Source organism: Streptomyces sp. BF23-19 (assembly GCF_041106355.1).
Classification (GTDB): Bacteria; Actinomycetota; Actinomycetes; order Streptomycetales; family Streptomycetaceae; genus Streptomyces; species Streptomyces virginiae_A.
Map to the genome: position 1 here is coordinate 9,890 of NZ_JBGBPT010000050.1, position 21,465 is coordinate 31,354.

The following is a 21,465-nucleotide window of genomic DNA, read 5'->3' on the forward strand; positions in this document are numbered from 1 at the left end:
GCCTCAAACGCCGGCGAGGCTAAGGTGGCCCCGGCCGAGGTTGAAGGGGGCCGGGCCGAGGCTGAAGGGGGCCCGGCGAGGATGGATCGGCCCCGGCGGGGGCTAGAAGCCTGGGCCGTCTGCGCGGTTGCCGGCGGTGGCCAGGCGGCCCCAGAGCAGGTCGGTGAGGCCCGCGACCAGGACCGCGCGCTCGCAGGGGCGTTCGCCCAGCCACCAGTCGCCGGCCGCGTGCATCATGCCGACGATGCCGTGCCCCCAGATCCGGGCGAGGCGTTCGCCCCCAGGGCCGAGGTCCACCCGTTCTCCGATCACCTCGGCCAGCTCCTCGCCGAGCCGGCGCAGCAGCGGGGCCGAGTGCAGGCCGACGTCGAAGCCGCGTTCCGCGCTGTGGGAGTCCTCGGCCGGGTGCATGAGGAAGCGGTAGACCTGCGGGCGGGCCTCGATGGCGGCGAGGTAGGTGTCGAGGGTCGCCTCCACCCGGCGGCGCCGCTCGGCGGGGGCGTCGAGCGCGGCCCGTAGCGAGTCGAGCAGCGCGTCGGTGTGCCGGACGGCGAGGGCCTGGTAGAGGCCCGCCTTGTCCCCGAAGTGCCGGTAGAGGATGGGCTTGGTGATGCCGGCCTCCGCCGCGATCGCGTTCATGGAGGCCTTGGGGCCGTCCCTGAGTACGACCCGGTCGGCGGCTTCGAGCAGTTCCCGCCGGCGGCGTTCGGCCGCTCCCGGCTCACCGGCCTGCTGAGTGGTCTCCATGACGTGTTTCTCTCCCCGCCCTTGCGATGTGCGTGACGCCCACGCAACGTAACACCCCGCACACCCTGTCGATCGAATCGGCGGTCACCCCGTCCGGCGTCAGGGCCGGTGCGGGCGGTGCTTGACAGTGCTTACTCGTCGGTAACAGACTGTGGCCTTCGCGTAGGTTACCGCTAGTAACTTCCGCAGGGACGAGTGCAGACAGGTGGAGGGGACATGGCGGAGTTCACCATGGAGCTGAACGACGACCAGAAGCAGGTGCGGGACTGGATCCACGGCTTCGCCGCCGATGTGATGCGCCCCGCCGCCGCGGAATGGGACGAGCGCGAAGAGACTCCCTGGCCCGTCATCCAGGAGGCCGCCAAGGTCGGCATCTACTCGCTGGACTTCTACGCCCAGCAGTTCTTCGACCCGACGGGCCTCGGCATCCCGATGGCGATGGAGGAGCTCTTCTGGGGCGACGCGGGCATCGCGCTGTCGATCGTCGGCACCGGACTCGCGGCCATCGGCGTCGTCGCCAACGGCACCGAGGAGCAGATCGGCACCTGGATCCCGCAGATGTACGGCACCCCCGACGACGTCAAGGTCGCCGCCTTCTGCTCCTCCGAGCCGGACGCCGGCTCCGACGTCGGCTCGATGCGCACCCGGGCGGTCTACGACCAGGCCAAGGACGAGTGGGTGCTCAACGGCACCAAGACCTGGGCGACGAACGGCGGTATCGCCAACGTCCACATCGTCGTCGCGGTCGTCGACCCGGAGCTGGGGACCAAGGGGCACGCCTCCTTCATCGTCCCGCCGAACACCCCCGGCCTGTCGCAGGGCCAGAAGTTCAAGAAGCACGGCATCCGCGCCTCGCACACCGCCGAGGTGGTGCTGGAGGACGTACGGATCCCCGGCTCCTGCCTCCTCGGCGGCAAGGAGAAGCTGGACGAGCGCCTCGCGCGGGCCCACGAGCGCGCTCGCAGCGGCGGCGGCGAGCGGGTGAAGAACGCGGCCATGGCCACCTTCGAGGCCTCCCGACCGGCGGTCGGCGCGATGGCCGTCGGCACCGCGCGCGCGGCGTACGAGGTGGCCCTCGACTACGCGAAGACCCGTACGCAGTTCGGCCGCCCGATCATCGACAACCAGGGCGTGGCCTTCCAACTCGCCGACATGCGGACGCAGATCGACGCGGCCCGGCTGCTGGTGTGGCGGGCTTCCTGGATGGCGGTGGCGGGCCGGCCGTTCGAGTCGGCGGAGGGCTCGATGTCGAAGCTCTTCGCGAGCGAGGTCGCCAAGAAGGTCACCGCCCAGGCGGTCCAGATCCTCGGCGGCAACGGCTTCACCCGTGAGTACCCGGTCGAGCGCATGCACCGGGACAGCGCCATTTACACCATCTTCGAGGGCACCAGCGAGATCCAGCGCCTGGTGATCGCCCGCACCATCTCCGGCATGCCGATCCGCTAGGCCGGGGCCGTGGGGCCCTCCGGGGTGCGGGGTGAAGGCCCCGTACCCGCGGCTCGGCCCGGTGGGGTGGGGCGGAAGGTGCCGCGCCCTCAGGGTCTGAGCAGCCGCGTGAGGGCCCGGCCGAAGAGGCGCCGGCCCGCCGCCGCGACCAGGGGATCCAGGGCGCGGGGGAGGCCGCGCAGGCGCAGCTCCTCACGCCAGTGGATCTCCGCGCCGCCCGTGGCGAGGGGGCGGATCTCGATCTCCGCCCAGCCCGTCACCGACCGGCCGCGCTTCTCCAGTCGGACCAACCCCGACAAACCGTCCGCGGGGGGTCGCCACACGACGACTTCCATGCGGTCGTCGAATGTGATCCTGCTCACGCCCGTACGCGCCGTGAAGATCGTTCCGACGTGGGTCGGCGGCGCCGTCTCGATGATCGTCCGGGTGAGCGGGACCTGTGCGCCGTGGCGCTCCCAGTCCGTGAGCATCGACCACGCCTCGACCGGCGGAAAAGACGTGCGGTGAATGATCCGGATTGCGGGCATGAGCGCATGGTAATCGGGCATACACACCGTGAACTGGACGGCGAATATGGGTTCCGTCCGGGGGCGGCGATCAGTAATACTCACCGCCACCGTGGATCGCGGAATCGACCGGGTGACCACCGGCGCTCCCGCCCCACTTCGCGAGGAGGTGCGCCATGTGCTCCCACCAGCCACCCTGCCCTACCGCCGACAGCGCCGATCACGACGCCGCCCGCATTGTGGCCTCTCGCCCCGAACAGGGCTGGAGCCTGCTGTGCAACGGAGTCGTGGTGTTCGACGACACCGGTGAACTGCTCCCCGACAGCCGCACGGTGGAACCCCGCCGCCCGGCCCTGGTCTGAGCGAGGAGGCAGCATGCGCCAGCAGCTGATCCGTAAGCCCGTCCCGAAGCCCGCCCCCCGAGACCTGGACCTGCGCACACCGTCGGGCAGACCCCTCCCGTACTGACGGGAGCCCAGGATTTAGGCCGTACCCCGGTCCCACCGGCCGAGACTCAGCCGGTGGGCGCCGCCGCGCCGCCCAGGAACGCCGTCTCGTAGGCGGCGTCCCCGATCGCCGCGCGGGCCTGCCGCTCGCCCTGGTCCCGTAGGGCCGTCAGCGAGGGCGAGCCCATCTGCGGCCGGCCCACCGTGCGCCACCAGGCGTGCCCGGTGCCCAGCAGCCGCGCCGCGAGTTCCCCGTCACCCAGCCCGGCCACCGCCGCGGCCAGCAGGTCCAGGCCGAGCGCGATGCCGAAGCGGTCGCCGAGCAGTCGTTTCCCCGAGAGCATGGCCCGTACGTGCCGGGCGGCCTCCCCGTGGTCGCCCAGGCCCAGTGCGGCCACGGCCAGGATGTAGTCCGCGTACGCCCGCAGCCAGCGCTCGCCCAGCTCCACGCAGGCCTCCCGCAGGGACCGCGCCTCCTCGGTCGCCTCCTCGAAACGCCGCAGGTCGCACAGGGCGTAGCCGGTGGCCAGCTTGCACAGGAGCCAGCCCGCGCCGCTGGTGCGTCCGCCGTGTCCCGCCCGGGCCCGGGGGCCGGCCAGCCGCAGGGCCCGTACGGGATCGCCGGGCATGAGGACGGAGACCGCCTGCAGGTAGCCCGCGCGCAGCTCCCGCTCCGGGTCCGCGAGCCGGGCCGCGTCGCGCGTGCACTCGCCGCCGAGCTGCTGGGCCGCGTCCATGTCGCCCTGGAGCAGCGCGGTGAGTCCGAGGGCCCACACGGCCTGGTTGTACGCGGCGCCCGTACGCGGAGCGGTCCGCAGGGCCCGTTCCAGGAAGCCGCGGCCCTCGTGCACGTGCCCGCACGCGAACCAGTAGAACCACAGCGCCCCGGCCATCTCCAACGCCGCCGTCGGGTCGGCGGCGATCAGATGTTCCAGGGCGGTACGCAGCTGCGCGTGCTCGGCGGTGATCCTGCGGTACCAGTCCACCTGCCCCGGGCCCAGCCAGCCCCGGTCGGCGGCCTGGGAGAGCGCCGCGTACCAGTGGGCGTGCCGGTCGGTGACGATCCCCACCTCGCCGAGCTCGCCCAGCCAGTCCTGCCCGTACTCGCGGATCGTGTCCAGCATCCGGTAGCGGGCCCCGGTCCCGCGTTCCTCGATGCGCAGCACCACGGACTTGGCGGCGAGGCCCGCCAGTACGCGCTCCACCCGGGCGGCCGGCAGCGGCCCGCCCGAGCAGACGGCGCGAGCCGCCGCGATGTCGAAGTCACCGGTGAAGACCGAGAGTCGGGCCCACAGCAGCCGCTCCAGCGGCTCGCACAGTTCGTGGCTCCAGCCGATCGTGGTCCGCATCGTCCGGTGCCGGCGCGGCACCGCGGCCGCCCGGGCGTCGGACAGCACCTCGAAGCGTTCCCCGATCCGCTCGGCCATGTGCTCCAGCGTCCACGACCGCAGCCGGGCGCCCGCGAGTTCCAGCGCGAGAGGGATGCCGTCCAGGCGTCGGCACACCTCGGCGGCCACCGCGGTCCGCGCGGGGTCGGCGAAGACGGCCGCCGCCCGCGGGGTCGCGGCCAGGGCGCGGGCCCGGAACAGGGCGAGGGCGTCGCTGTCGGCCCCTTCGCAGGGCAGCGGCCGGACCTCGACGACCTCCTCGGTCGGCATGTCGAGCGGCTCGCGGGAGGTGACCAGGATCGTCAACCCGGGCGCGGACTGGAGGAGTTCGCCGACCAGATGGCGGCAGTCGGCCACCAGGTGCTCGCAGGTGTCCAACACCAGGAGCAGCTCCCTGTCGGCCATCCACGCGCACAGCTCCTCGTCGGGAGGGCGCGGGGAGTGGTCGGCGAGGCCGACCGCGTGGGCGACGGTGGCCGTGAGCAGGATCGGATCGCGCAGGGGGGACAGCTCCGCCCACCAGACCCCGTCGGGGCGCGCCTGGCGGGCGGCGGCGACGGCGCGTAGGGCGAGCCGTGACTTGCCGACGCCACCCACGCCGGTGAGGGTGACCAGTCTTCGTTCACGCAACAGGCCGTCGAGCAGCTGGAGTTCGCGCTCCCGGCCGACGAAGCTCGCAGGTTCCGGGGGTAGGTTGCCGGGCACCGGGCAGGGGGCCGGTCCGGGACCGCCGTCCGCGGAGTCTGCCTGATTGTCATTGAACGAGTACTCACCGAACACGGATGTATTGTGCGCGATCTTCCCGGGCGGCCGCGCCGTTCAAGCCGGATCGGTGTCTTCTTTCACGCGACGAGTGTGATCCGCCGCTCCGCGGAGAAGGATCCCCAGTTGCCGTCGGGGAGTCTGGCCCGCAGTTTCACGGCCCACACCGTGCCGGCCGGCTCGGCCACCGTGATCCGGTGTTCCGCCCGGCCGCTGGGCACCGCACCCGCTCCGAACTGGATGACGGTGGTGGGCAGTCCGTTGACGTACAGCTCGTACTCGGTGGTCTCGCCGCCGGTGTCCGGGGCGGTCCAGGTCAGGGTGACGGTGCCGGGGGAGGCGGTCGCGGCGAATTCGGCGGGGGCGGTGCCAGGGCCGTCGCCGGAGGCGGGTGGGGTCGTCACGTCCACCGCCGGGCCGTCGGGGGAGGAGTTGTCCGCCCCGTCGCGGGCCCGGACGGTGAAGGTGTAGACGGTGTCGGGCCGGAGGTTGGCCAGGGTCGTGGCGCTCTCGCCGGGGCCGGCGGTGTGGATCCGGACGCCGCCCTGGTAGATGTCGTAGGCCGTGACGCCGGTGTCGTCGGTGGCTGCCGTCCAGGTCACCCGGGCGGGCCGGGGCCCGGTCGCCCGGGCGGTGGTGGCGGCCGGGGAGGAGGGGGCCGTGCGGTCCTCGGCCTTGGCGGCGGGCGTGGTCACCCGGGCGGCCGGGGCGGGTCCGGAGAGGTTGCCGGCGGCGTCCTCGGCCCGGACCGTGAAGGCGTAACCGGTCTGCGGGGCGAGGTCGGTGATGTCCACCATGGTCTTCTCGGCGGGGAGTTCGCGGACCAGGCGGTCGGCCTGGAAGACCTGGTAGCCGGTCACGCCGTCCTGGTCTGCGGCCGCGTTCCACATGACGTGCACGCTGGTGGCGCTGCCGGCCTGGGCGGTCAGTCCGGCGGGGGCGGGCGGGGGTCGGGTGTCGGGCGTGGTGCAGGCCGTGAGGCCGGTGAGGCCTGCGACGGCCAGGCGGAGGGCGAGCGTGGGGGCGCTGCGTCGCACGGGGGTGCCTTCCTCGGCTTCCTTGGCTCCTTATTGGTCTAGACATATATGGCACGGCGGGCGGGAGCCCGACAAGACCCCTGCGCCCGGCGGCTCGTGGTGTGCCCGGGTTCGTGTTCATCTGTTCCGGCAAGGGGCGGCAACTCCGTGATCTCCGACGGTCCCGAGCCGACGCCGACCGGCTCGCAGCGAGATCGTCAAGGACCGACCGCCCGTCACGGACGGTCAACACCCGTACGGCGGACACGTCTTTCGCCCGAAGGCACCCCCTCCTGCGCCACGATGGCGGCGAGTAAGGAGGTTTCGATGGTGATTTCCCTCTCGGTGGTCGTCCTGCTCCTCATCCTGGCCTGGATCTTCCTGCGCAGCGGCGGGCTCAAGTTCTCGCACGCCCTCGTCTGCGCACTGCTCGGCTTCTACCTCGCGAGCAGCAGCATGGCCACGACCATCCACAACGGTCTGACGGCCACCGCGAACGTGGTGGCCGGCCTCAATCCTTGATCGACTGTTGCGCCTTCGTGAATCATCCGGCCCATCCATGGACTCCTCGTGCGGTGCGATCTAGCGTCTGGCGGCGGCGCGACATCAGACGCAATGTCAACAACACTCAGAGACATGGAGGAAGCCCGGATGCTCCGAAGATCGCTGAACTGCGCCGTGCTGCCCGTCGTCGCCGCACTCACGGTGATGTACGGCGGCTCCTCGGCCCAGGCCGAGGAGATACCCAAGGCCCCCGGTCATCGCCTCGTCACCCACTACGACGGCAGCCCCTCGGCCGCCGTGCCGTTGCCCGGCGAGGCGCCGCCGCAGCACCCCTTCCTCGCACCCAACGGCCGCAGCGGCATGCACTCCGACGCGGCGGGCAGCGCCACCTCCCCCTGGTCGGGCCCGCTCGGCAAGAATCCGAAGGTCACCAGCGAGAAGATCGCCGCCCTCGGTGGTGAGTGCGCCACCGCGACCTTCGACTCGGCCGGCCGGCTCGTCACGGTGTGCGGCACCTTCTCCGGCTTCAAGGTCAAGCTCCTCGAGCCCCGTACGCTCGCCACGCTCGCCGAATACCAGCTCCCGCAGCGCTCCTCGACGGTCGAGGCGATCACCTCGCTCGACTTCGCGAAGATCTTCAAGGACACCTCGGGCGGCGCCTACTTCTACCTGGACAACCAGGACCGGGCCGTGCTGGCCGACTCCCGCCAGCACATCCTGCGCCTCGGGCATTCCTGGCACGCCGACGAGTCGGGCGGCAGCTGGAAGTTCACGGTCGAGGACGACTGGGACCTCACCGGGCAGGTCCCGCACGACTGCGTGACCTGGACCAACCTGTGGCCCAGCGGCACCTGCGACCCCGTCACCTCCGTGATGCCCGACTGGAACGGCCGGATCTGGTGGGTCACCCGCCAGGGCCGGGTCGGCACGGTGGACCCGGCGACCGACCGGATCCGCTCCGTCCAACTGCGGGGCGAGGAGATCCAGAACTCCTTCTCGGTCGCCGAGGACGGAGTCTCCATCGTCTCCGACCACGCGCTCTACAGCTTCCGCGCCGCCGCCGACGGCACCCCCGAGGTGCAGTGGCGCCAGACGTACGACCGTGGCACGGCGTCCAAGCCCGGCTCCGTCAACCAGGGCTCGGGCACCACCCCGGACCTCTTCGGCCAGAACTATGTCGCCATCACCGACAACGCCGACGACCGGATGAACGTACTGGTCTACAAGCGGGGCATGGACGTGCCCGCCGACCGGCGGCTGGTCTGCAAGGTGCCGGTGTTCGGCTCCGGCGCCTCGACCACCGACAACTCCCTCATCACCTGGGGCAACAGCATCGTCGTCGAGAACAACTACGGCTACGAGAACCCCACCACCCTGCTGCTGGGCAAGTCCGTCGTGGGCGGCGTGGCCCGCATCGACGTACGCGCCGACGGCAGCGGCTGCGACACGGTCTGGGAGAGCGCCATCCGCGCTCCCTCCGTGGTCCCGAAGCTCTCCACCGCGAACGGGCTGCTCTACTTCTACGAGAAGGAGCCCAACGTCTGGGGCATCGACGCCTGGTACCTCACGGCCGTGGACTTCCGCACAGGCGAGCGCCGCTGGCGGCAGCTGACCGGCACCGGCCCGCTCTACGACAACAACTGGGCCCCGATCACCCTCGGCCCCGACGGCACCGCGTACGTCGGTGTCTTCAACGGCATCGTCGCGGTGCGCGACAGCTGACGCACGAACCGCCCGCCGCCAGGTACTCCTCGCGGCGGGCGGCTCACCTCAGGCGGGACGGGCCGCGCCCGCCCATACGGGAGGCCTGCGGTCCGCCCAGGGGGCGGCCCGCTCCAGTTGTGCGGCGAGCCGGAACAGCGTGTCCTCGCGTCCGTGGCCCGCGGCGAACTGGACGACCTCGGTCAGCGTGCCGACCGGCGGTGCCACTCCTCGGCGAGCAGCCGGTAGGAGTGGACCCGGTCCGCGTGCCCGTGCGTGATCGTGGTGATCAGCAACTCGTCCGCGTCCGTCGCCTCCTGGAGCCGCTCCAGGTCATCGGCGACGGTCCGTGCCGAGCCGACGAACCGGGTCTCCACCCGGTCGGCCACCAACTGCCGGTCCGCGTCGGTCCACGGCAGCGCCCGCGCCTCGGCCGGGGTGGGGTACGGGATGGCCCCCTCGGCCGTCCGGATGCTGCGCACCCAGGCCCCGTACCCGGCGGCCAGTTCGCGCGCCGTCTCCTCGTCCTCCGCCACGACCACATCGGCGGACACCGTCAGATACGGCCGCTCCAGCTCGGCCGACGGCTTGAACGCGGCCCGGTACCCCTCGGCCGCCTCCAGCACCGCCGCCGGACTGACGTGGTAATTCGCCGCGAACCGGAGCCCGTTGCGGCCCGCCGTCTCCGCGCTCACCCCGCCGCTGCTCCCCAGGATCCACACTTCCACGTCGGCCCCCTCGCCGGGGACGGCATGCGCCTCCACCCCCTCCGGCGAGCGGTACTCGCCCCGCAGCAGCGCGAGCACGTCGTCGACCTGCTCGCCGTACTCCTGCGGCCGGGCCCCCGGCAGGTTCAGCAGCTTCTGTTGGAGGGCCACCCGCGGATGGCCCAGAAGACGGGTGAAGGAGAACGGCTCCGGGATCCGCAGCCCGTTCGGGGCGTACCCGTCCACGACCGGGGTGACCGGCGGCTGCGGGACCGGACCCTCGGACGGCCGGGGTCGGCCCGCCGAGCGGCCCAGCCCCAGGTCGACGCGCCCGGGATGCAGCGCGTCGATCAGGCCGAACTCCTCGACCGTCGACAGCGCGGTGCGGTGCCCGAGCTGTACCGCGCCGGAGCCGAGCCGGATGGTCGAGGTCGCGGAGGCGGTCAGCGCGAGCACGACCGCCGGGGAGGTCCCGGCGACCCCGGGATTGAGGTGGTGCTCGGCGAACCAGTAGCGGGCGTAGCCGAACTCCTCGGCGCGCCGGGCGAGATCGATGCTGCGCCGCAGGGCCTCGGCGGCGGTGGAACCGGAGGAGACGGGGACGAGGTCGAGGACCCCGAGAGGGATGCCGGGCATGGCCGGACTCCTTAAAGGTCGGGGAGGGAGGGGTCGGGGAAGGCGGGGTCGGGTATCGCGCGGCGCAGGACCGGGGCGATGTCCGACTGGAAGAGTTCGAGCGAGGCGCGGTGGTCCGCCTCGGGGAGCCCGCCCGCCTCGGCCTGCAGATGCAGGGCCGTGTGCCCGAAGGCCTCGTGGTAGCGGTGCACCTTCTCGATGACCTGCTGGGGGCTGCCGATCAGCGCCGAGCTCCGCTCGACGAAGTCCTCCAGGGTCGGGAAGACGGGGGCCGTGCCCAGCCGCTCGTGGAAGGCGAGGTAGCGCGCGAACGCGGGCCGGTACGCCACGACCGCCTGCTGCGAGGTCCGGGCCGCGTGGTAGCCGGCCGTGCCCGCGCCGACCACCGCCCGCGCCGGATCGTGCCCGTGGTGCTCCCAGCGCTCCCGGTAGTGGCGGATCAGCTCGGCGTAGGGGCCGATCGGGTGGGTGACGTTCGCCGAGAACAGCGGATCGCCGTACCGCGCCGCGAGATCGACCGACTCCCGGCTCGTGGCACTGCCGTGCCAGACCCGCAGGGTCCGCTGGTACGGCCTCGGCAGCACCTCCGCACCGCTCAGCGCGGGCCGGAAGCGCGGCTGCGCGCTCACCTTGTCCTCCCGCCAGATCCGGCGGAACAGCTCGTAGCCCTCGGCGTTACGTGCCCACTGGTCCTCGGGGGTCACCTGGAACAGCTCGCGCTGCGCGGTGCCGTTGCCCTTGCCGATCATCAGCTCCAGGCGCCCGTCGCTGAGGTGGTCGAGCGTCGCGTAGTCCTCGTACGCCCGTACCGGGTCGAGCAGGCTCAGGGTGGTGACGGCGGTGAACAGCCTGATCCGGCGCGTCAGCGCGGCGATGTGGCTGAGCACCACGGGCGGTGAGGAGGACAGGAACGGCCGCTCGTGGCGCTCTCCCACGCCGAAGCCGTCGAAGCCGAGCTCCTCCGCCCGCAGCGCGGCGGCGACCACCTCACGGAACCGCTCCCGGGTGGGCCGCAGGCCTCCCGTCACCGGGTCCGGGGAGTCCGTGATCAGGGTGATGGCGAGGAACTTCACGAGACCGGGGCAGGGGCAGGGGCAGAGGTAGAGGCAGGGGCAGGGGCAGGGGACGGAACCGTGAGGCCGAGGTGGTCGCGCAGGGTGGTGCCCTCGTACTCGGTGCGGAAGACGCCCCGCTCCTGGAGCAGCGGTACGACGGAGTCCGCGAAGCCGTCCAGGCCGCCCGGGGTGATGTGGGGGACCAGGATGAACCCGTCGGCGGCGTCAGCCTGCACCAGCGCGTCGATCGACTCCGCGATGGTGGCGGCCGAACCGACGAAGGTCTGGTCGGCGGTGGTCGCGATGACCAGCTCGCGGATCGACAGGTTCTTGGCCCGGGCCAGCTCGCGCCACTGCCGGGCGGTGGCGAGCGGATCCCGGAACTGCCGCACGCTCGCCCGCCCCAGGGCGATGGTGTTCTCCCCGACCCGGGGATCGATCTCGGGCAGCGGGCCGTCCGGGTCGTAGGCGGACAGGTCCCGGTTCCAGACGTGCTCCAGGAACTTGATCGCGGTCTGGCCGCTGACCTGGAGGCGACGCACCTCGTGCGCGATCTCCCGGGCCTCCGCGTCGGTGTCGCCGAGCACGAAGGTGGCCGCGGGGAGGATCTTCAGCTGGTCGTGCGTCCGGCCGTGCCGGGCGAGCCGGCCCTTGACGTCCGCGTAGAACTCCCGCCCCGCGTCGAGGGTTCCGTACCGTCCGAAGATCGCGTCCGCGCCGGCGGCGGCGAATTCCCGGCCCTCCTCGGAATCGCCCGCCTGGAAGATCACGGGCCGGCCCTGCGGGCTGCGCGGCACGTTGAAGCGACCCTCGATGTCGAAGTGCCGGCCCCGATGGGCGAAGGCCCCGGCCCGCGCGTGACGCAGGAAGGTGCCGGACCCCGCGTCGGCGGCGATCTCGGAGCCGTCCCAGGAGTCGAACAGTTCGGTGGCGGTGGCCAGGAACTCCTGGGCGCGGGAGTAGCGGTCCTCGCGCGGCAGGAATCCGCCGCGCCGGAAGTTCTCGCCGGTGAAGGCGTCCCAGGAGGTGACCACGTTCCAGGCGGCCCGGCCCTCGGAGAGGTGGTCGAGCGTGGCGAACTGGCGGGCCACCTCGTAGGGCTCGTTGAAGGTGGAGTTGATGGTGCCGGTCAGCCCCAGACGATCGGTCACCGCGGCCAGGGCGGCGAGCACCGTGAAGGTGTCGGGCCTGCCCACCACGTCCAAGTCGTATATCTCGCCGCCCTGTTCGCGCAGGCGCAGGCCCTCCGCGAGGAAGAGGAAGTCGAACTTGGCGCGCTCGGCCGTCCGCGCGAAGTGGATGAACGAGTCGAAGTCGATGTGGCTGCCGGCGGCCGGGTCGCTCCACACGGTGGTGTTGTTGACGCCCGGGAAGTGGGCCGCGAGATGGATCTGCTTGAGCGGCTTGCTGCTCATGGTTCGTCCTTCCGGATGGTCCGGGTCAGGCGGCGGGTCGGGCAGCGGTCAGGCGGCGGGCCGCGCGTAGCGGTTGGCCGGGCGCTCCAGCCCGAGCAGGCCGCGCAGCGTGTCCGCCTCGTATGCGCGGCGGAAGGCCCCGCGCCGCTGGAGTTCCGGCACCAGGGACCGGGTGATGGCGGGCAGGTCGTGGGCGATCACGCCCGGCCGCAGCAGGAAGCCCGACAGCCCCGCCGCCCGCCGCTCCAGCAGCAGGTCCGCCAGCTGCCCGGGGCTTCCGGCGAAGACCGGGCCGCCGTCGACCCCGTCGTCGTCGCCGTACGGGAGTCCCGCGAGCGCGTCGAGGCGCTCCAGGCGTGCGGCGGCGGCCGGGGCGTCCGCGTCGAGGAACACCGTGAGTTCCCCGAAGAGGTGCAGCGGGTCCGCGGCGAGCCCGGCCGCCTCCCGGGCCCGCCGGATCGCCGCCACGGCGGCGCGCGTACCGTCGCCGTCGTGCGCGGCCACGAACCCGACCTCGGCGGACCGGGCGATGAGCGCGTACGAGGCCTCGCCGGCGCCGGACGCGCTGACGACGGGCTGTCCCTGCGGCGGGCGTGGGGTGATCGAGGGGCCCCTGACGCTGAAGTGGCGGCCCTCGAAGTCGATGGGGTGCAGCTTCTCGCGGTCGACGAACCGACCCGTGGCCACGTCCCGGATCTCCGCGTCGTCCTCCCAGCTGTCCCACAACCGCCGGATCACCTCGACGTGGTCGGCGGCCTCCGCGAGCAGCTCCCCGTCCGCGAACGGAGCGGTGCGCCGCCCGAAGTGCCGTGCCTCGTGGGCGAGTCCGGACACCTGGATCCGCAGGCCGGCGCGGCCGCGGCTGACGTGGTCGAGCGTGGCGATCGCCTTGGAGATGTGGAAGGGCTCGGTGTGGGTGGCCGTCACGGCCGGGACCAGCCCGATGCGCCGGGTCAGGGGCGCCACCCGGGCCGCGGTGAGCACCGCGTCCAGTCGCCCGCGGACCCGGTCCGTGCGCTCGTCGGATCCGGTGGGCGAGGAGGACTGCAGGGCGAGGCCGTCCTCGAAGGTGATGAAGTCGAGCAGCCCGGTCTCGGCCTCGGCTGCGAGACCGGCCCAGTAGCGGGCGGTGAAGAGCTCGGCGGGCCGGGCGCCCGGCTCGCGCCAGGCGGCCGGGTGCCGGCCCGCTCCGTCGAGGGCGACGGCGAGGTGCAGGGGCGCCGGGGACGATGAGGAAACGGACACGGAGAATTGCGCCTTCCTGCTCGGCGTACGGAAAGGGAAGCCGATGCGGGAACAGGTGATTCGGCCCGTCATCAATTTCTTTCGAAAACGCTACGCCCGATAGCGGTGTCATACAATGACCGGAATATTAAGAGAAGTTGGCAGCGGTGTTGCCCGGGGCCCGGACGGCCAGGAAGAAGGGCCGGCGGCGCAGGGTGAAGCCGATCGACTCGTAGAGCCGGATGGCACGCGTGTTGCTCGCCGAGGTGTGCAGGAACGGGATCTCGCCGCGCTCCCGGATGCCCGCGGCGACGGCCCGCACCAGCCTGGTCGCCAAGCCCTGGCCGCGGTGGTCGGGATGGGTGCACACCGCGCTGATCTCGGTCCAGCCGGGCGGGCGCAGCCGCTCCCCGGCCATGGCGACCAGCCGGCCCTGCCGGCGGATGCCGAGGTACGTGCCCAGCTCGACGGTGCGGGGCAGGAAGGGCCCGGGCTCGGTCAGCCGGATGAGTTCGAGGACCTCCGGCACGTCGGCGGCGCCCAACCGGACCGCCTCCGGGGCCGCCTCGGCGCGCAGTGAGGTGTCGACGAGCTGGACGCCCTGGATCCGGCCGGCGGGCTCCCCGCCGGCGGGGCGGGGCGGGGTCAGCACCCCGGCGAGCGAGGCGACCTCGCCGTCGCCGACCAGCGCGCGCAGGTCGGCCCAGGAACGCGGGTCTTCCGGGTCGGAGAGGGCGGCGAAGGGCGAGACGTCCCGGGAGTAGCGGGCGGCGCGGGCACCGCCGCCCGCCGGGTACTCGGCGAAGGCGGTGTGCGCGCCGGACAGGGCGGCCCAGGCCGGGTTGTCCAGGACATGGGGGTCCAGCGAGGTGTGGGCGGGGGTGCTCATGAGTTGCTCAGGGGCAGGCCGGGCGGGTTGACCGCAGAGGTCTTGACGGCCTCGTTGGACAGGTTCCAGGCCGCCAGCAGCTTTTCGTACTGGCCGTTCTCGATCAGGTGGTTGATGGCAGCGGCCACCGGCTCGGCCAGCCCGCTGTCCTTCTTGGCGGTCGCCGCGATCAGGCCCTGCAAGGACTCGCCGGCGCCGGAGAAGGACCCCGCGTTGCGCGTGGGGGCGCTGCCGTTCGCGGTCTGGGTGACGTGGTAGGCGATGGAGGGGTTCGGGGCGAAGTTGATGTCGATCTTCTTGCCGCTCAGGGCGAGGAAGACGCTGTTGGTGTCGGGGAAGTACTTGACGGTGAGGTCCTTGCCCTCGGCCTGCAGCTTCTTCTGCCACTCCAGGAGGATCTTCTCCTGGTTGGTGCCCGAGCTGACGGCGACCGTCCGGCCCGCGAGGTTGCGGTAGTCGCCGTCGAAGTTCCAGGGGCTGTCCTTCAGCACTTCGAAGGCCAGGTTGTCCTGCCGGTACGAGGCGAACTCGTACTTCTTCTTGCGCTCCTCGGTGACCGTGACGTTGGTGAAGGCCACGTCGACCTTGCCGCTGTCGATGCCGACGAAGAGGTTCTCCCAGGTGGAGTTCTTCACGACCGGCTTGAGTCCGAGGGTGGCGGCCACCAGCCGGCCCAGGTCCGGCTCCGCCCCGGTGAGCGTCTTCTGGTCGGTGCCGACGTAGGCCAGCGGCGGGAAGCCGGCGGGGAGCGCGCCGACGCCGACGACCAGCTCGCCCCGTTCGCGGACGGCCTCGGGCAGCCGGCCGCGCAGCGACTCGACGACGGGGACGGACAGGTCCGTCTGCCGGGCGGCGCCGTTGGACTCCGCTCCGACGGTGACCTTGCCCGAGGCCGTCGATGTCGCGGTGGCCTCGGCGTCACCGCACGCGGTGAGTCCGCCGGCAAGGGTCACGGCGGCCGTCGCGGCGCCGAGGCCGCGCAGGAGTCTGACGCGCAGGGTGGGCTCGTGGTGCATGGCGTTCCTTTGCGTGAGTGGGAGGAGCGGAGGAGGGACGGAGGAGGAACGGAAGGCGGAGCCGGGGCGGGTCACAGGACCTTGCTCAGGAATTCCCGGGTACGCGGATGGGTGGGCCGGTCCAGGACCAGCTCGGGCGGACCCTGTTCGACGACGCGCCCGTCGTGGAGGAAGACCACCTCGTCGGCCACCTCGCGGGCGAAGCCGATCTCGTGCGTCACGATCACCAGCGTGGTGCCCCCGGTGGCCAGCTCCTTGATCACGGACAGCACCTCGCCCACGAGCTCCGGATCGAGCGCGGAGGTGGGCTCGTCGAAGAGGATGACCCCCGGGCGCAGCGCGAGGGCACGGGCGATGGCCACCCGCTGTTGCTGCCCGCCGGACAGCTGCCGCGGATAGGCGCCGGTCCGGTCCCCGAGCCCGACGCGCTCCAGCAGTTCCCGTGCCAGGTCCTCGGCCTCGTCGCGGGGGAGCCGCCCGGTGGCGACCGGAGCCGCCGCGACGTTGTCCAGCACGGTGAGGTGCGGGAAGAGGTTGAAGTTCTGGAAGACGAAGCCGATCCGGCTGCGCTGGGCGAGGATCGCACGCTCGCTCAGCTCCTTCAGCCGCCCTCCGTGCCGCCGGACGCCGATCGGCTCGCCGCCCACGCTGACATACCCGGCCTCGGGCTTCTCCAGGTGGTTGATGACCCGCAGCAGGGTGGACTTCCCCGAGCCGGAGCGCCCCAGGACGACGGTGACCGTGCCCGGCGGGACCGTCAGGTTCACCCCGTCCAGGACCGGCCGGCCCGTGAACCACTTGTGCACGTCGTGGACCTCTATCGCGGCGGGCCGCGCCGTGATCGTGTCGGTCGTGGTGGTGGTGTTCGTGGTCATCGAGCCGTCTCCTTCCGGAAGCGGACCCGCAGCTCGCGCAGGGCCGCCCGGATCCGTTGCGCCGGGGTGGGCGGCAGCGTGCGCAGCGCACCGCGCGCGTAGTGCCGCTCGACGTAGAACTGGACGACGGAGATCAGGCTGGTGAGGATCACGTACCAGGCGGTCGCCACCAGCAGCAGCGGCACCACGTCGCCCGAGTAGGTGCCGGCCAGGCTCTGCACCGAGCCGAACAGGTCGAGCAGGGACACGTAGAAGACCAGCGAGGTGGCCTTGACCAGCCCGATCAGCAGGTTCACGTACGAGGGGACGATCGCCCGCAGCGCCTGCGGCAGGACGATCCGGGTGAACCGGTAGCGCCCGGGCAGTCCCAGCGCGGCCGCCGCCTCGTGCTGGCCCTGGTCCACGGAGAGCAGGCCCGCCCGTACCACCTCGGCCGCGTACGCGGCTTCGGCCAGGCTCAGGCCCACGACCGCGATGACCATGTCCGGGGCCGGCCGGGATTCGTCGAAGGTGAGGAAGGCCGGTCCGAACGGCACCCCGATGCTGAGGGTGGGGTAGAGCGCCCCGAGGTTGTAGAGGAAGAGCAGGACGACGATCAGCGGCACGGAACGCAGGAGCCAGACGTACGTCCAGCTCACCGACCGCAGTACCGGGTTGGCGGAGAGCCTGGCGAGGGCGAGCAGAACACCGCCGACCAGGCCCAGCACCGCGCTGTACGCGGCCACTTGGAGGGTGATGAGCAGCCCGTCGAGGATGACGGGCCGCAGGAACCAGTAGGCGAAGCGGTCCCATTGGTAGAAGGGATTGGTGAGCAGCCCGTGCACGGCCTGGGAGGCGAGTACCAGCACGACGCCGGTGGCGAGCCACCGCCCGGGCCGGCGGAGCGGGCGGACCCGCTCGGCCGGCGCGGGCGGGCCGGAAGGGCCGGTGGGCGCGGCGAGGACAAGGGATTCGGTCACGGACACTCCAGCAGCTTCGACAAATCGAAGAATCGAAAGAAGCAGCCGTCATGCCGGAAAGAAGAGGCCGCCGATGTCGTTATCTGCGGCGTAAGCTAGGCAGCCCGGAGAAGGGCTGTCAACGTTTCTGATCGGTATCCGGATAAGCGTCCGGCAATTTAATCAGCCGTACATGAAACGCCTTCCGGTGAAATAATTCGAGGTACGTGGGGTACGTGGGGCGTCGGGTGCGTGAGGGTCGTACGGTACTGCCGGGGTACGCGGGTGTGCCTCACAGCCAGGGGAACTGCTCGGCGGCGTACCGGTAGGCGCGGAAGACCGAGTTCTGGGCACCGGCCGAGGACTCCAGGCCCACGCCCTCCCCGAAGGACCGGAACTGCGGGACCACGAACTCCCACACCACGTCCCCGCCGGGAGTCACCTCGAAGAGCCGCCCGAAGGAGCCTTCGGCGATGAAGGTGTTGCCGTTCGGCAGGCGCTGGGCGCTGGACATGTACGGGCTGAAGAAGTTCTGCGGCGGGTTGTCCTCGTACGCCCACACCTCCTTGCCGGTGGACGGGTCGAGCTCCAGCACCCGCGAGTACGGCACCGAAGTCGTGTCGCGGTAGGTGCCGTTGTCGAAGACCAGCAGGGTGCCGCCGGGCAGTTCGTGCGGATGGTGTTGCTGGGCGAGCACGTCCGGGCCGATGCGCCACCGCACCGACCCGTCGGCGCGGTCGACCGACACGGTGGTGGACGCGCTGCGGAAGCCCACCACGATCGAGCCGTCCGCGCTCTCGTTGACGGTGTTGGCCATCGGCCAGTGGTTGCGGGCGAAGTGCCGGTTCAGCGGTACCTCCTCCGGGTCCAGGTGCTCGATGGCGGCCCAGCGCCACACGATCTCCCCGTCCCAGGTCAGCTCGTACACCACGTCCCCGTAGATCACCCCGCCGGGCGCCTCGGAGCCGGGGATGCCGCCCCGGATCCGGGCCGCGTCGGCCGGGTCCAGCGGCTCCACGGCTCCGATGAGCAGGTTGCCGTTGCGCAGGATCGAGGCGTCGTGGTGGTGGAAGGGATGCCGCACCTCGCGGAGCACCGTGGAGTCCGGCGCCAGCTCCTGGAAGATGCCGCCGTGGTACACGTCCCAGATGGGGAAGAGGGTCGGGCCGTTCGTGTCCTTGGCCGCGTAGAAGAGGTTGCCGTTCGGCAGGATCTGCGCCTGACGACCGGGCGGGTGCGGGGAGTTCCAGGTGTGGACCGGTCGGCCCTCGATGTCGACGAGGTGGATCTCACCGGCACTGGTGATCGGCGTGTAGAGGGTGAGGCCGCCGTAGCTGCGCTCGGGGTCGTGGGCGATCAGGCCGACGCCGCGGCGGCGCAGGGTGTTCTGGTCGACGGTCATGGGATCTCTCCTGGGTGCGTGTGCGTGTGCGTGTGCGTGCGGGTGCGGGTGCGGGTGCGGGTGCGGGTGCGTGCGTGCGGGGTTCAGCGGACGGTGACGGCGGCCGGGTCGACGGCCGTCAGGGGGCCGGAGTCGAGGTGGCGCATCAGTGCGGCGCGGTCGGCGGCGCCGGGCAGTTTCTGGGCGGCCTTGGCCCAGGCGGCCTCCTCCTCCAGCTGGACCAGCAGCTCGGGGGAGAGGGTCGCGCCGTACGTGTAGCGGGGCTGGTAGGTCTCGACGTAGGCGGCCTGCAGGACGCCCTGGGACTGGGCGAGTACGGCCTTGCGCGCCCCGGCCGGGTCGGCTTCGAGCTCCCGCTGGGCACGCAGCAGCGTACGCAGGACCGCGGCCGTGCTCTCCTCGTTCGCGGACGAGCCGGCGACGAGGAGGGTCCTGGCCGTGTATCCGGTGAAGGGGAGCTCGGCGTAGGCGCCGCCCAGGGCGGTGCGCGCGGCGTCGTAGAAGCTGGGGAAGGTGACCCCGGCGTCGATGTCGCCGCGGGCCAGGGCCGAAGTGACCTGGTTCGGGGCCAGGTTGACCACGGTCACGTCCGAGGCGGTCAGCTGCGCCGAGGCGAGCATCCGCGACAGCGCGTACTCGACGTTCGTGCCCTGCGGGACCCCGACCTTGCGGCCCTTCAGCGCGGCGAAGCCGGTGATCTGCCGGTCGGTCCGGGTGAGCAGCCGCCAGTCGGAGAACCGGGACAGGTCGGCCACGACCCGCAGCTCGCGCCCGCCCAGGGCGGCCGTCACGGCGGGCAGATCGCCGACGACGCCGAGCTGGGCCTGGCCGCCGAGCACGGCGTTCAGCGCGTCCCGGCCGGTGGGCTGGGTGGTGACGGTGGCCGCGATGCCCTCGGCCGACCAGAGGTCGCCCTCCTCGGCCAGGTAGACGGGGGCGCCGCCGAGGTGGTCGCTCGCGGCGAGGGTGACGGCCGGGCGGGCGCCGTCCGGGGTGCCCGACGTGGAGCCGGTGCAGGCGGTGGCGAGCGGGGAGAGCAGGACGGCGAGCAGTACGGCGGCCACCGCGCGGGGTCTGGGCATGGTGAACAGTCCTTCCGGGGACAGGCGGGGGAGCAGGGGGGCAGGGGGGCAGGGGGACAGGGATCACTCGGAGCCGAGGTGGCGGGCGATCAGGGAGCGCAGGTCGGGATCGGGCGGGCCGGAGGGCACGGCATGGTCGGCGAGCACCCGCCCGGGACTCCCGCCGAGGACGATCACGCGCCCGGCGAGTGCCAGCGCCTCGTCGATGTCGTGCGTGACGAACAGGACGGTGGTGCCGCGGCGCTGCCACAACTCCCGCAGCAGGGTCTGCATCCGGGTCCGGGTCAGCGCGTCCAGCGCTCCGAACGGCTCGTCCATCAACAGCACTTCGGGCTCGGCGGCCAGCGCTCGGGCCAGTGCCACCCGCTGCTGCATCCCGCCCGACAGCTGGGCCGGGTACTTCTCCGCGCCGTCCGCGAGCCCCACCTCGGCCAGCGCCGCGAGCGCGCGCCGGCGGCGCTCCGCGCGCGGCAGGCCGAGCCGCTTGAGGGCGAACTCGACGTTTCCGCGGGCCGTGCGCCACGGGAACAGCGCGTAGTGCTGGAAGACCACGCCCCGCTCCGGGCCGGGTCCGCGGACCGGATCCGACCCCGCCGTCACCTGCCCGGCGGTGGGCCGTACGAAGCCGGCCACCGTGTTGAGGACCGTGGACTTGCCGCATCCGCTGGGCCCGAGCAGCGCCGTGAACGAGCCCGCCGCGAACTCCAGGTCGGTGTGCTCCAGCACGGGCGCGCCGGCCGCGTAGCCCGCCGACAACCCTTCCAGCCGTACTTCCAGGCTCATGACGCGCTCCAGTGCACGAACCGGCGGCCCACGGCGGCCAGTACGAGGTCGACGGCCACCCCGAGCAGCCCGAGCACGAGCAGCCCCGCGAACATCCGGTCCACCCGCAGGAACTGCCCGTCGACCTGGAGTCGGTACGCCAACCCGCTGTCCGCGCCGCCCAGTTCGGCCGCCACCAGCGCGAGCAGGGCCACCGAGGCCCCGTAGCGCAGCGCCGCGAGCAGGGCGGGGGCGGCGGCGGGCAGCAGCACCTCGGTGAACCGCCGGTGCAGCGGAGCCCCCAGCGACCGGGCCGCCCGCAGATGGGAGACCGGGACCCGGGACACCCCGTCGTGGACGTACAACCAGACGGCGAGCAGGACGGCGTAGGCGATGAGCAGACGCTTGGCGCTCTCGCCGATGCCGAACCAGGCGGTCGCGAGCGGCACCAGGGCGATGGCCGGGATCGGCCGCAGGAAGGAGATCACCGGGGTGACGGCGGCGGACACCTTCGGCAGGTAGCCGGTGGTGAAGCCGAGCGCGCTGCCGATGACGGCGCCCAGCGCGAAGCCCTGCCCGGCCCGGGCCAGGCTGGCGCCGAGGTCGGCGGCCAGGGTGCCGCTGCGGGCGCTGTCCGCCAGCGCGGCCATGGTCTCGCCGGGGGTGGGCAGCAGTCCCGGGGCGACCCCGCCGGAGTGGGCGAGGAGGTACCAGAGCGCGAGTACGACGCCGGCCGCGCCCAGGGCCGGGCCGAGCCCGGCGAGGCTCCGGCCGGGGGGTGAGGGGGTGGCGTGCACGGGGCGGCTCCTCGTTCGTTGCGACGCGTTCCGTCGTGTTCCGACGTGTTCCGACGCGTTGATAAGTGAGGTCAATAATTGACCACGCTTATGACGGGAGTGTTGCGGCAGTGCGAAACCTCCCGCGGCCCCCCGGCCCGCCCGACCCCAT

At 72.3% G+C, this 21,465-nt stretch carries 21 protein-coding genes; 4 read left to right on the forward strand and 17 right to left on the reverse strand.

All coding sequences use genetic code 11. The features are described from left to right. Nucleotides 1–102: 102 nt before the first annotated feature. On the reverse strand, nucleotides 103–747 hold the full coding sequence (locus AB8A24_RS26000) for a TetR family transcriptional regulator (protein ID WP_328964295.1): 645 nt from the start codon (nucleotides 745–747) through the stop codon (nucleotides 103–105). Nucleotides 748–963: 216 nt separating this feature from the next. Here AB8A24_RS26000 and AB8A24_RS26005 point away from each other — a divergent pair, with 216 nt between their 5' ends. Then, nucleotides 964–2,193, forward strand: coding sequence for an acyl-CoA dehydrogenase family protein (locus AB8A24_RS26005; RefSeq protein ID WP_030719072.1), 1,230 nt, complete (start codon nucleotides 964–966; stop codon nucleotides 2,191–2,193). 89 nt (nucleotides 2,194–2,282) lie between these two features. Here AB8A24_RS26005 and AB8A24_RS26010 read toward each other — a convergent pair whose 3' ends face one another. Beyond that, a complete protein-coding gene (locus AB8A24_RS26010) occupies nucleotides 2,283–2,720 on the reverse strand; it encodes an SRPBCC family protein (protein WP_369477784.1) in 438 nt (145 codons plus the stop codon). Between the two features lie 155 nt (nucleotides 2,721–2,875). On the opposite strand from AB8A24_RS26010, the gene AB8A24_RS26015 reads away from it, so the two are divergent. Then, nucleotides 2,876–3,061 (forward strand): DUF5999 family protein, encoded by a 186-nt coding sequence (locus AB8A24_RS26015; RefSeq protein WP_266388743.1) that lies wholly within the window; start codon nucleotides 2,876–2,878, stop codon nucleotides 3,059–3,061. Nucleotides 3,062–3,213: 152 nt separating this feature from the next. Here AB8A24_RS26015 and AB8A24_RS26020 read toward each other — a convergent pair whose 3' ends face one another. Both AB8A24_RS26020 and AB8A24_RS26025 read right to left on the reverse strand, forming a co-directional pair. Beyond that, a complete protein-coding gene (locus tag AB8A24_RS26020) occupies nucleotides 3,214–5,313 on the reverse strand; it encodes an NB-ARC domain-containing protein (RefSeq protein WP_369477785.1) in 2,100 nt (699 codons plus the stop codon). A 62-nt stretch (nucleotides 5,314–5,375) separates the two neighbouring features. Further along, nucleotides 5,376–6,332, reverse strand: a complete 957-nt coding sequence (locus AB8A24_RS26025; RefSeq protein WP_369477786.1) for a fibronectin type III domain-containing protein — start codon at nucleotides 6,330–6,332, stop codon at nucleotides 5,376–5,378. A gap of 306 nt (nucleotides 6,333–6,638) precedes the next feature. Here AB8A24_RS26025 and AB8A24_RS26030 point away from each other — a divergent pair, with 306 nt between their 5' ends. Together AB8A24_RS26030 and AB8A24_RS26035 are read left to right on the forward strand one after the other, a co-directional pair. Then, the gene (locus AB8A24_RS26030) at nucleotides 6,639–6,833 is read left to right on the forward strand and encodes a hypothetical protein (RefSeq protein ID WP_328964299.1); all 195 of its coding nucleotides are present in this window, start codon (nucleotides 6,639–6,641) and stop codon (nucleotides 6,831–6,833) included. A gap of 186 nt (nucleotides 6,834–7,019) precedes the next feature. Next, nucleotides 7,020–8,537: a hypothetical protein gene (locus AB8A24_RS26035; protein ID WP_369477802.1), complete on the forward strand. Its 1,518-nt coding sequence runs from the start codon at nucleotides 7,020–7,022 to the stop codon at nucleotides 8,535–8,537. A 48-nt stretch (nucleotides 8,538–8,585) separates the two neighbouring features. Here AB8A24_RS26035 and AB8A24_RS26040 read toward each other — a convergent pair whose 3' ends face one another. The 13 genes from AB8A24_RS26040 to AB8A24_RS26100 form a co-directional block, all read right to left on the reverse strand. Beyond that, the gene (locus AB8A24_RS26040; protein ID WP_369477805.1) at nucleotides 8,586–8,744 is read right to left on the reverse strand and encodes a hypothetical protein; all 159 of its coding nucleotides are present in this window, start codon (nucleotides 8,742–8,744) and stop codon (nucleotides 8,586–8,588) included. After that, nucleotides 8,720–9,859 carry an LLM class flavin-dependent oxidoreductase gene (locus AB8A24_RS26045; RefSeq protein WP_369477787.1) on the reverse strand — a complete coding sequence of 380 codons (1,140 nt, stop codon included), beginning with the start codon at nucleotides 9,857–9,859 and terminating at the stop codon, nucleotides 8,720–8,722. Before AB8A24_RS26045 ends, AB8A24_RS26040 begins: the two co-directional genes overlap by 25 nt. Before the next feature lie 11 nt (nucleotides 9,860–9,870). Beyond that, nucleotides 9,871–10,932 carry an LLM class flavin-dependent oxidoreductase gene (locus AB8A24_RS26050; protein WP_369477788.1) on the reverse strand — a complete coding sequence of 354 codons (1,062 nt, stop codon included), beginning with the start codon at nucleotides 10,930–10,932 and terminating at the stop codon, nucleotides 9,871–9,873. Then, complete coding sequence (locus AB8A24_RS26055) at nucleotides 10,929–12,329, reverse strand: NtaA/DmoA family FMN-dependent monooxygenase (RefSeq protein WP_369477789.1); 1,401 nt, start codon at nucleotides 12,327–12,329, stop codon at nucleotides 10,929–10,931. Before AB8A24_RS26055 ends, AB8A24_RS26050 begins: the two co-directional genes overlap by 4 nt. 48 nt (nucleotides 12,330–12,377) lie before the next feature. Then, the gene (locus AB8A24_RS26060; RefSeq protein ID WP_328964303.1) at nucleotides 12,378–13,574 is read right to left on the reverse strand and encodes an LLM class flavin-dependent oxidoreductase; all 1,197 of its coding nucleotides are present in this window, start codon (nucleotides 13,572–13,574) and stop codon (nucleotides 12,378–12,380) included. A 127-nt stretch (nucleotides 13,575–13,701) separates the two neighbouring features. Then, nucleotides 13,702–14,442 carry a GNAT family N-acetyltransferase gene (locus AB8A24_RS26065; protein ID WP_369477790.1) on the reverse strand — a complete coding sequence of 247 codons (741 nt, stop codon included), beginning with the start codon at nucleotides 14,440–14,442 and terminating at the stop codon, nucleotides 13,702–13,704. After that, nucleotides 14,439–15,458, reverse strand: a complete 1,020-nt coding sequence (locus AB8A24_RS26070; protein ID WP_369477791.1) for an ABC transporter substrate-binding protein — start codon at nucleotides 15,456–15,458, stop codon at nucleotides 14,439–14,441. The genes AB8A24_RS26065 and AB8A24_RS26070 overlap by 4 nt, the downstream gene beginning before the upstream one ends. 71 nt (nucleotides 15,459–15,529) lie before the next feature. Further along, nucleotides 15,530–16,333 carry an amino acid ABC transporter ATP-binding protein gene (locus tag AB8A24_RS26075; RefSeq protein ID WP_328964306.1) on the reverse strand — a complete coding sequence of 268 codons (804 nt, stop codon included), beginning with the start codon at nucleotides 16,331–16,333 and terminating at the stop codon, nucleotides 15,530–15,532. After that, nucleotides 16,330–17,292, reverse strand: coding sequence for an amino acid ABC transporter permease (locus AB8A24_RS26080; protein ID WP_328964307.1), 963 nt, complete (start codon nucleotides 17,290–17,292; stop codon nucleotides 16,330–16,332). The genes AB8A24_RS26075 and AB8A24_RS26080 overlap by 4 nt, the downstream gene beginning before the upstream one ends. A 271-nt stretch (nucleotides 17,293–17,563) precedes the next feature. After that, complete coding sequence (locus AB8A24_RS26085; RefSeq protein WP_328964308.1) at nucleotides 17,564–18,673, reverse strand: aryl-sulfate sulfotransferase; 1,110 nt, start codon at nucleotides 18,671–18,673, stop codon at nucleotides 17,564–17,566. Between the two features lie 83 nt (nucleotides 18,674–18,756). Further along, nucleotides 18,757–19,755 (reverse strand): ABC transporter substrate-binding protein, encoded by a 999-nt coding sequence (locus tag AB8A24_RS26090; RefSeq protein WP_369477792.1) that lies wholly within the window; start codon nucleotides 19,753–19,755, stop codon nucleotides 18,757–18,759. A gap of 63 nt (nucleotides 19,756–19,818) precedes the next feature. Beyond that, the gene (locus AB8A24_RS26095) at nucleotides 19,819–20,538 is read right to left on the reverse strand and encodes an ABC transporter ATP-binding protein (protein WP_369477793.1); all 720 of its coding nucleotides are present in this window, start codon (nucleotides 20,536–20,538) and stop codon (nucleotides 19,819–19,821) included. After that, nucleotides 20,535–21,314 carry an ABC transporter permease gene (locus AB8A24_RS26100; RefSeq protein ID WP_369477794.1) on the reverse strand — a complete coding sequence of 260 codons (780 nt, stop codon included), beginning with the start codon at nucleotides 21,312–21,314 and terminating at the stop codon, nucleotides 20,535–20,537. Before AB8A24_RS26100 ends, AB8A24_RS26095 begins: the two co-directional genes overlap by 4 nt. Nucleotides 21,315–21,465 lie beyond the last annotated feature (151 nt).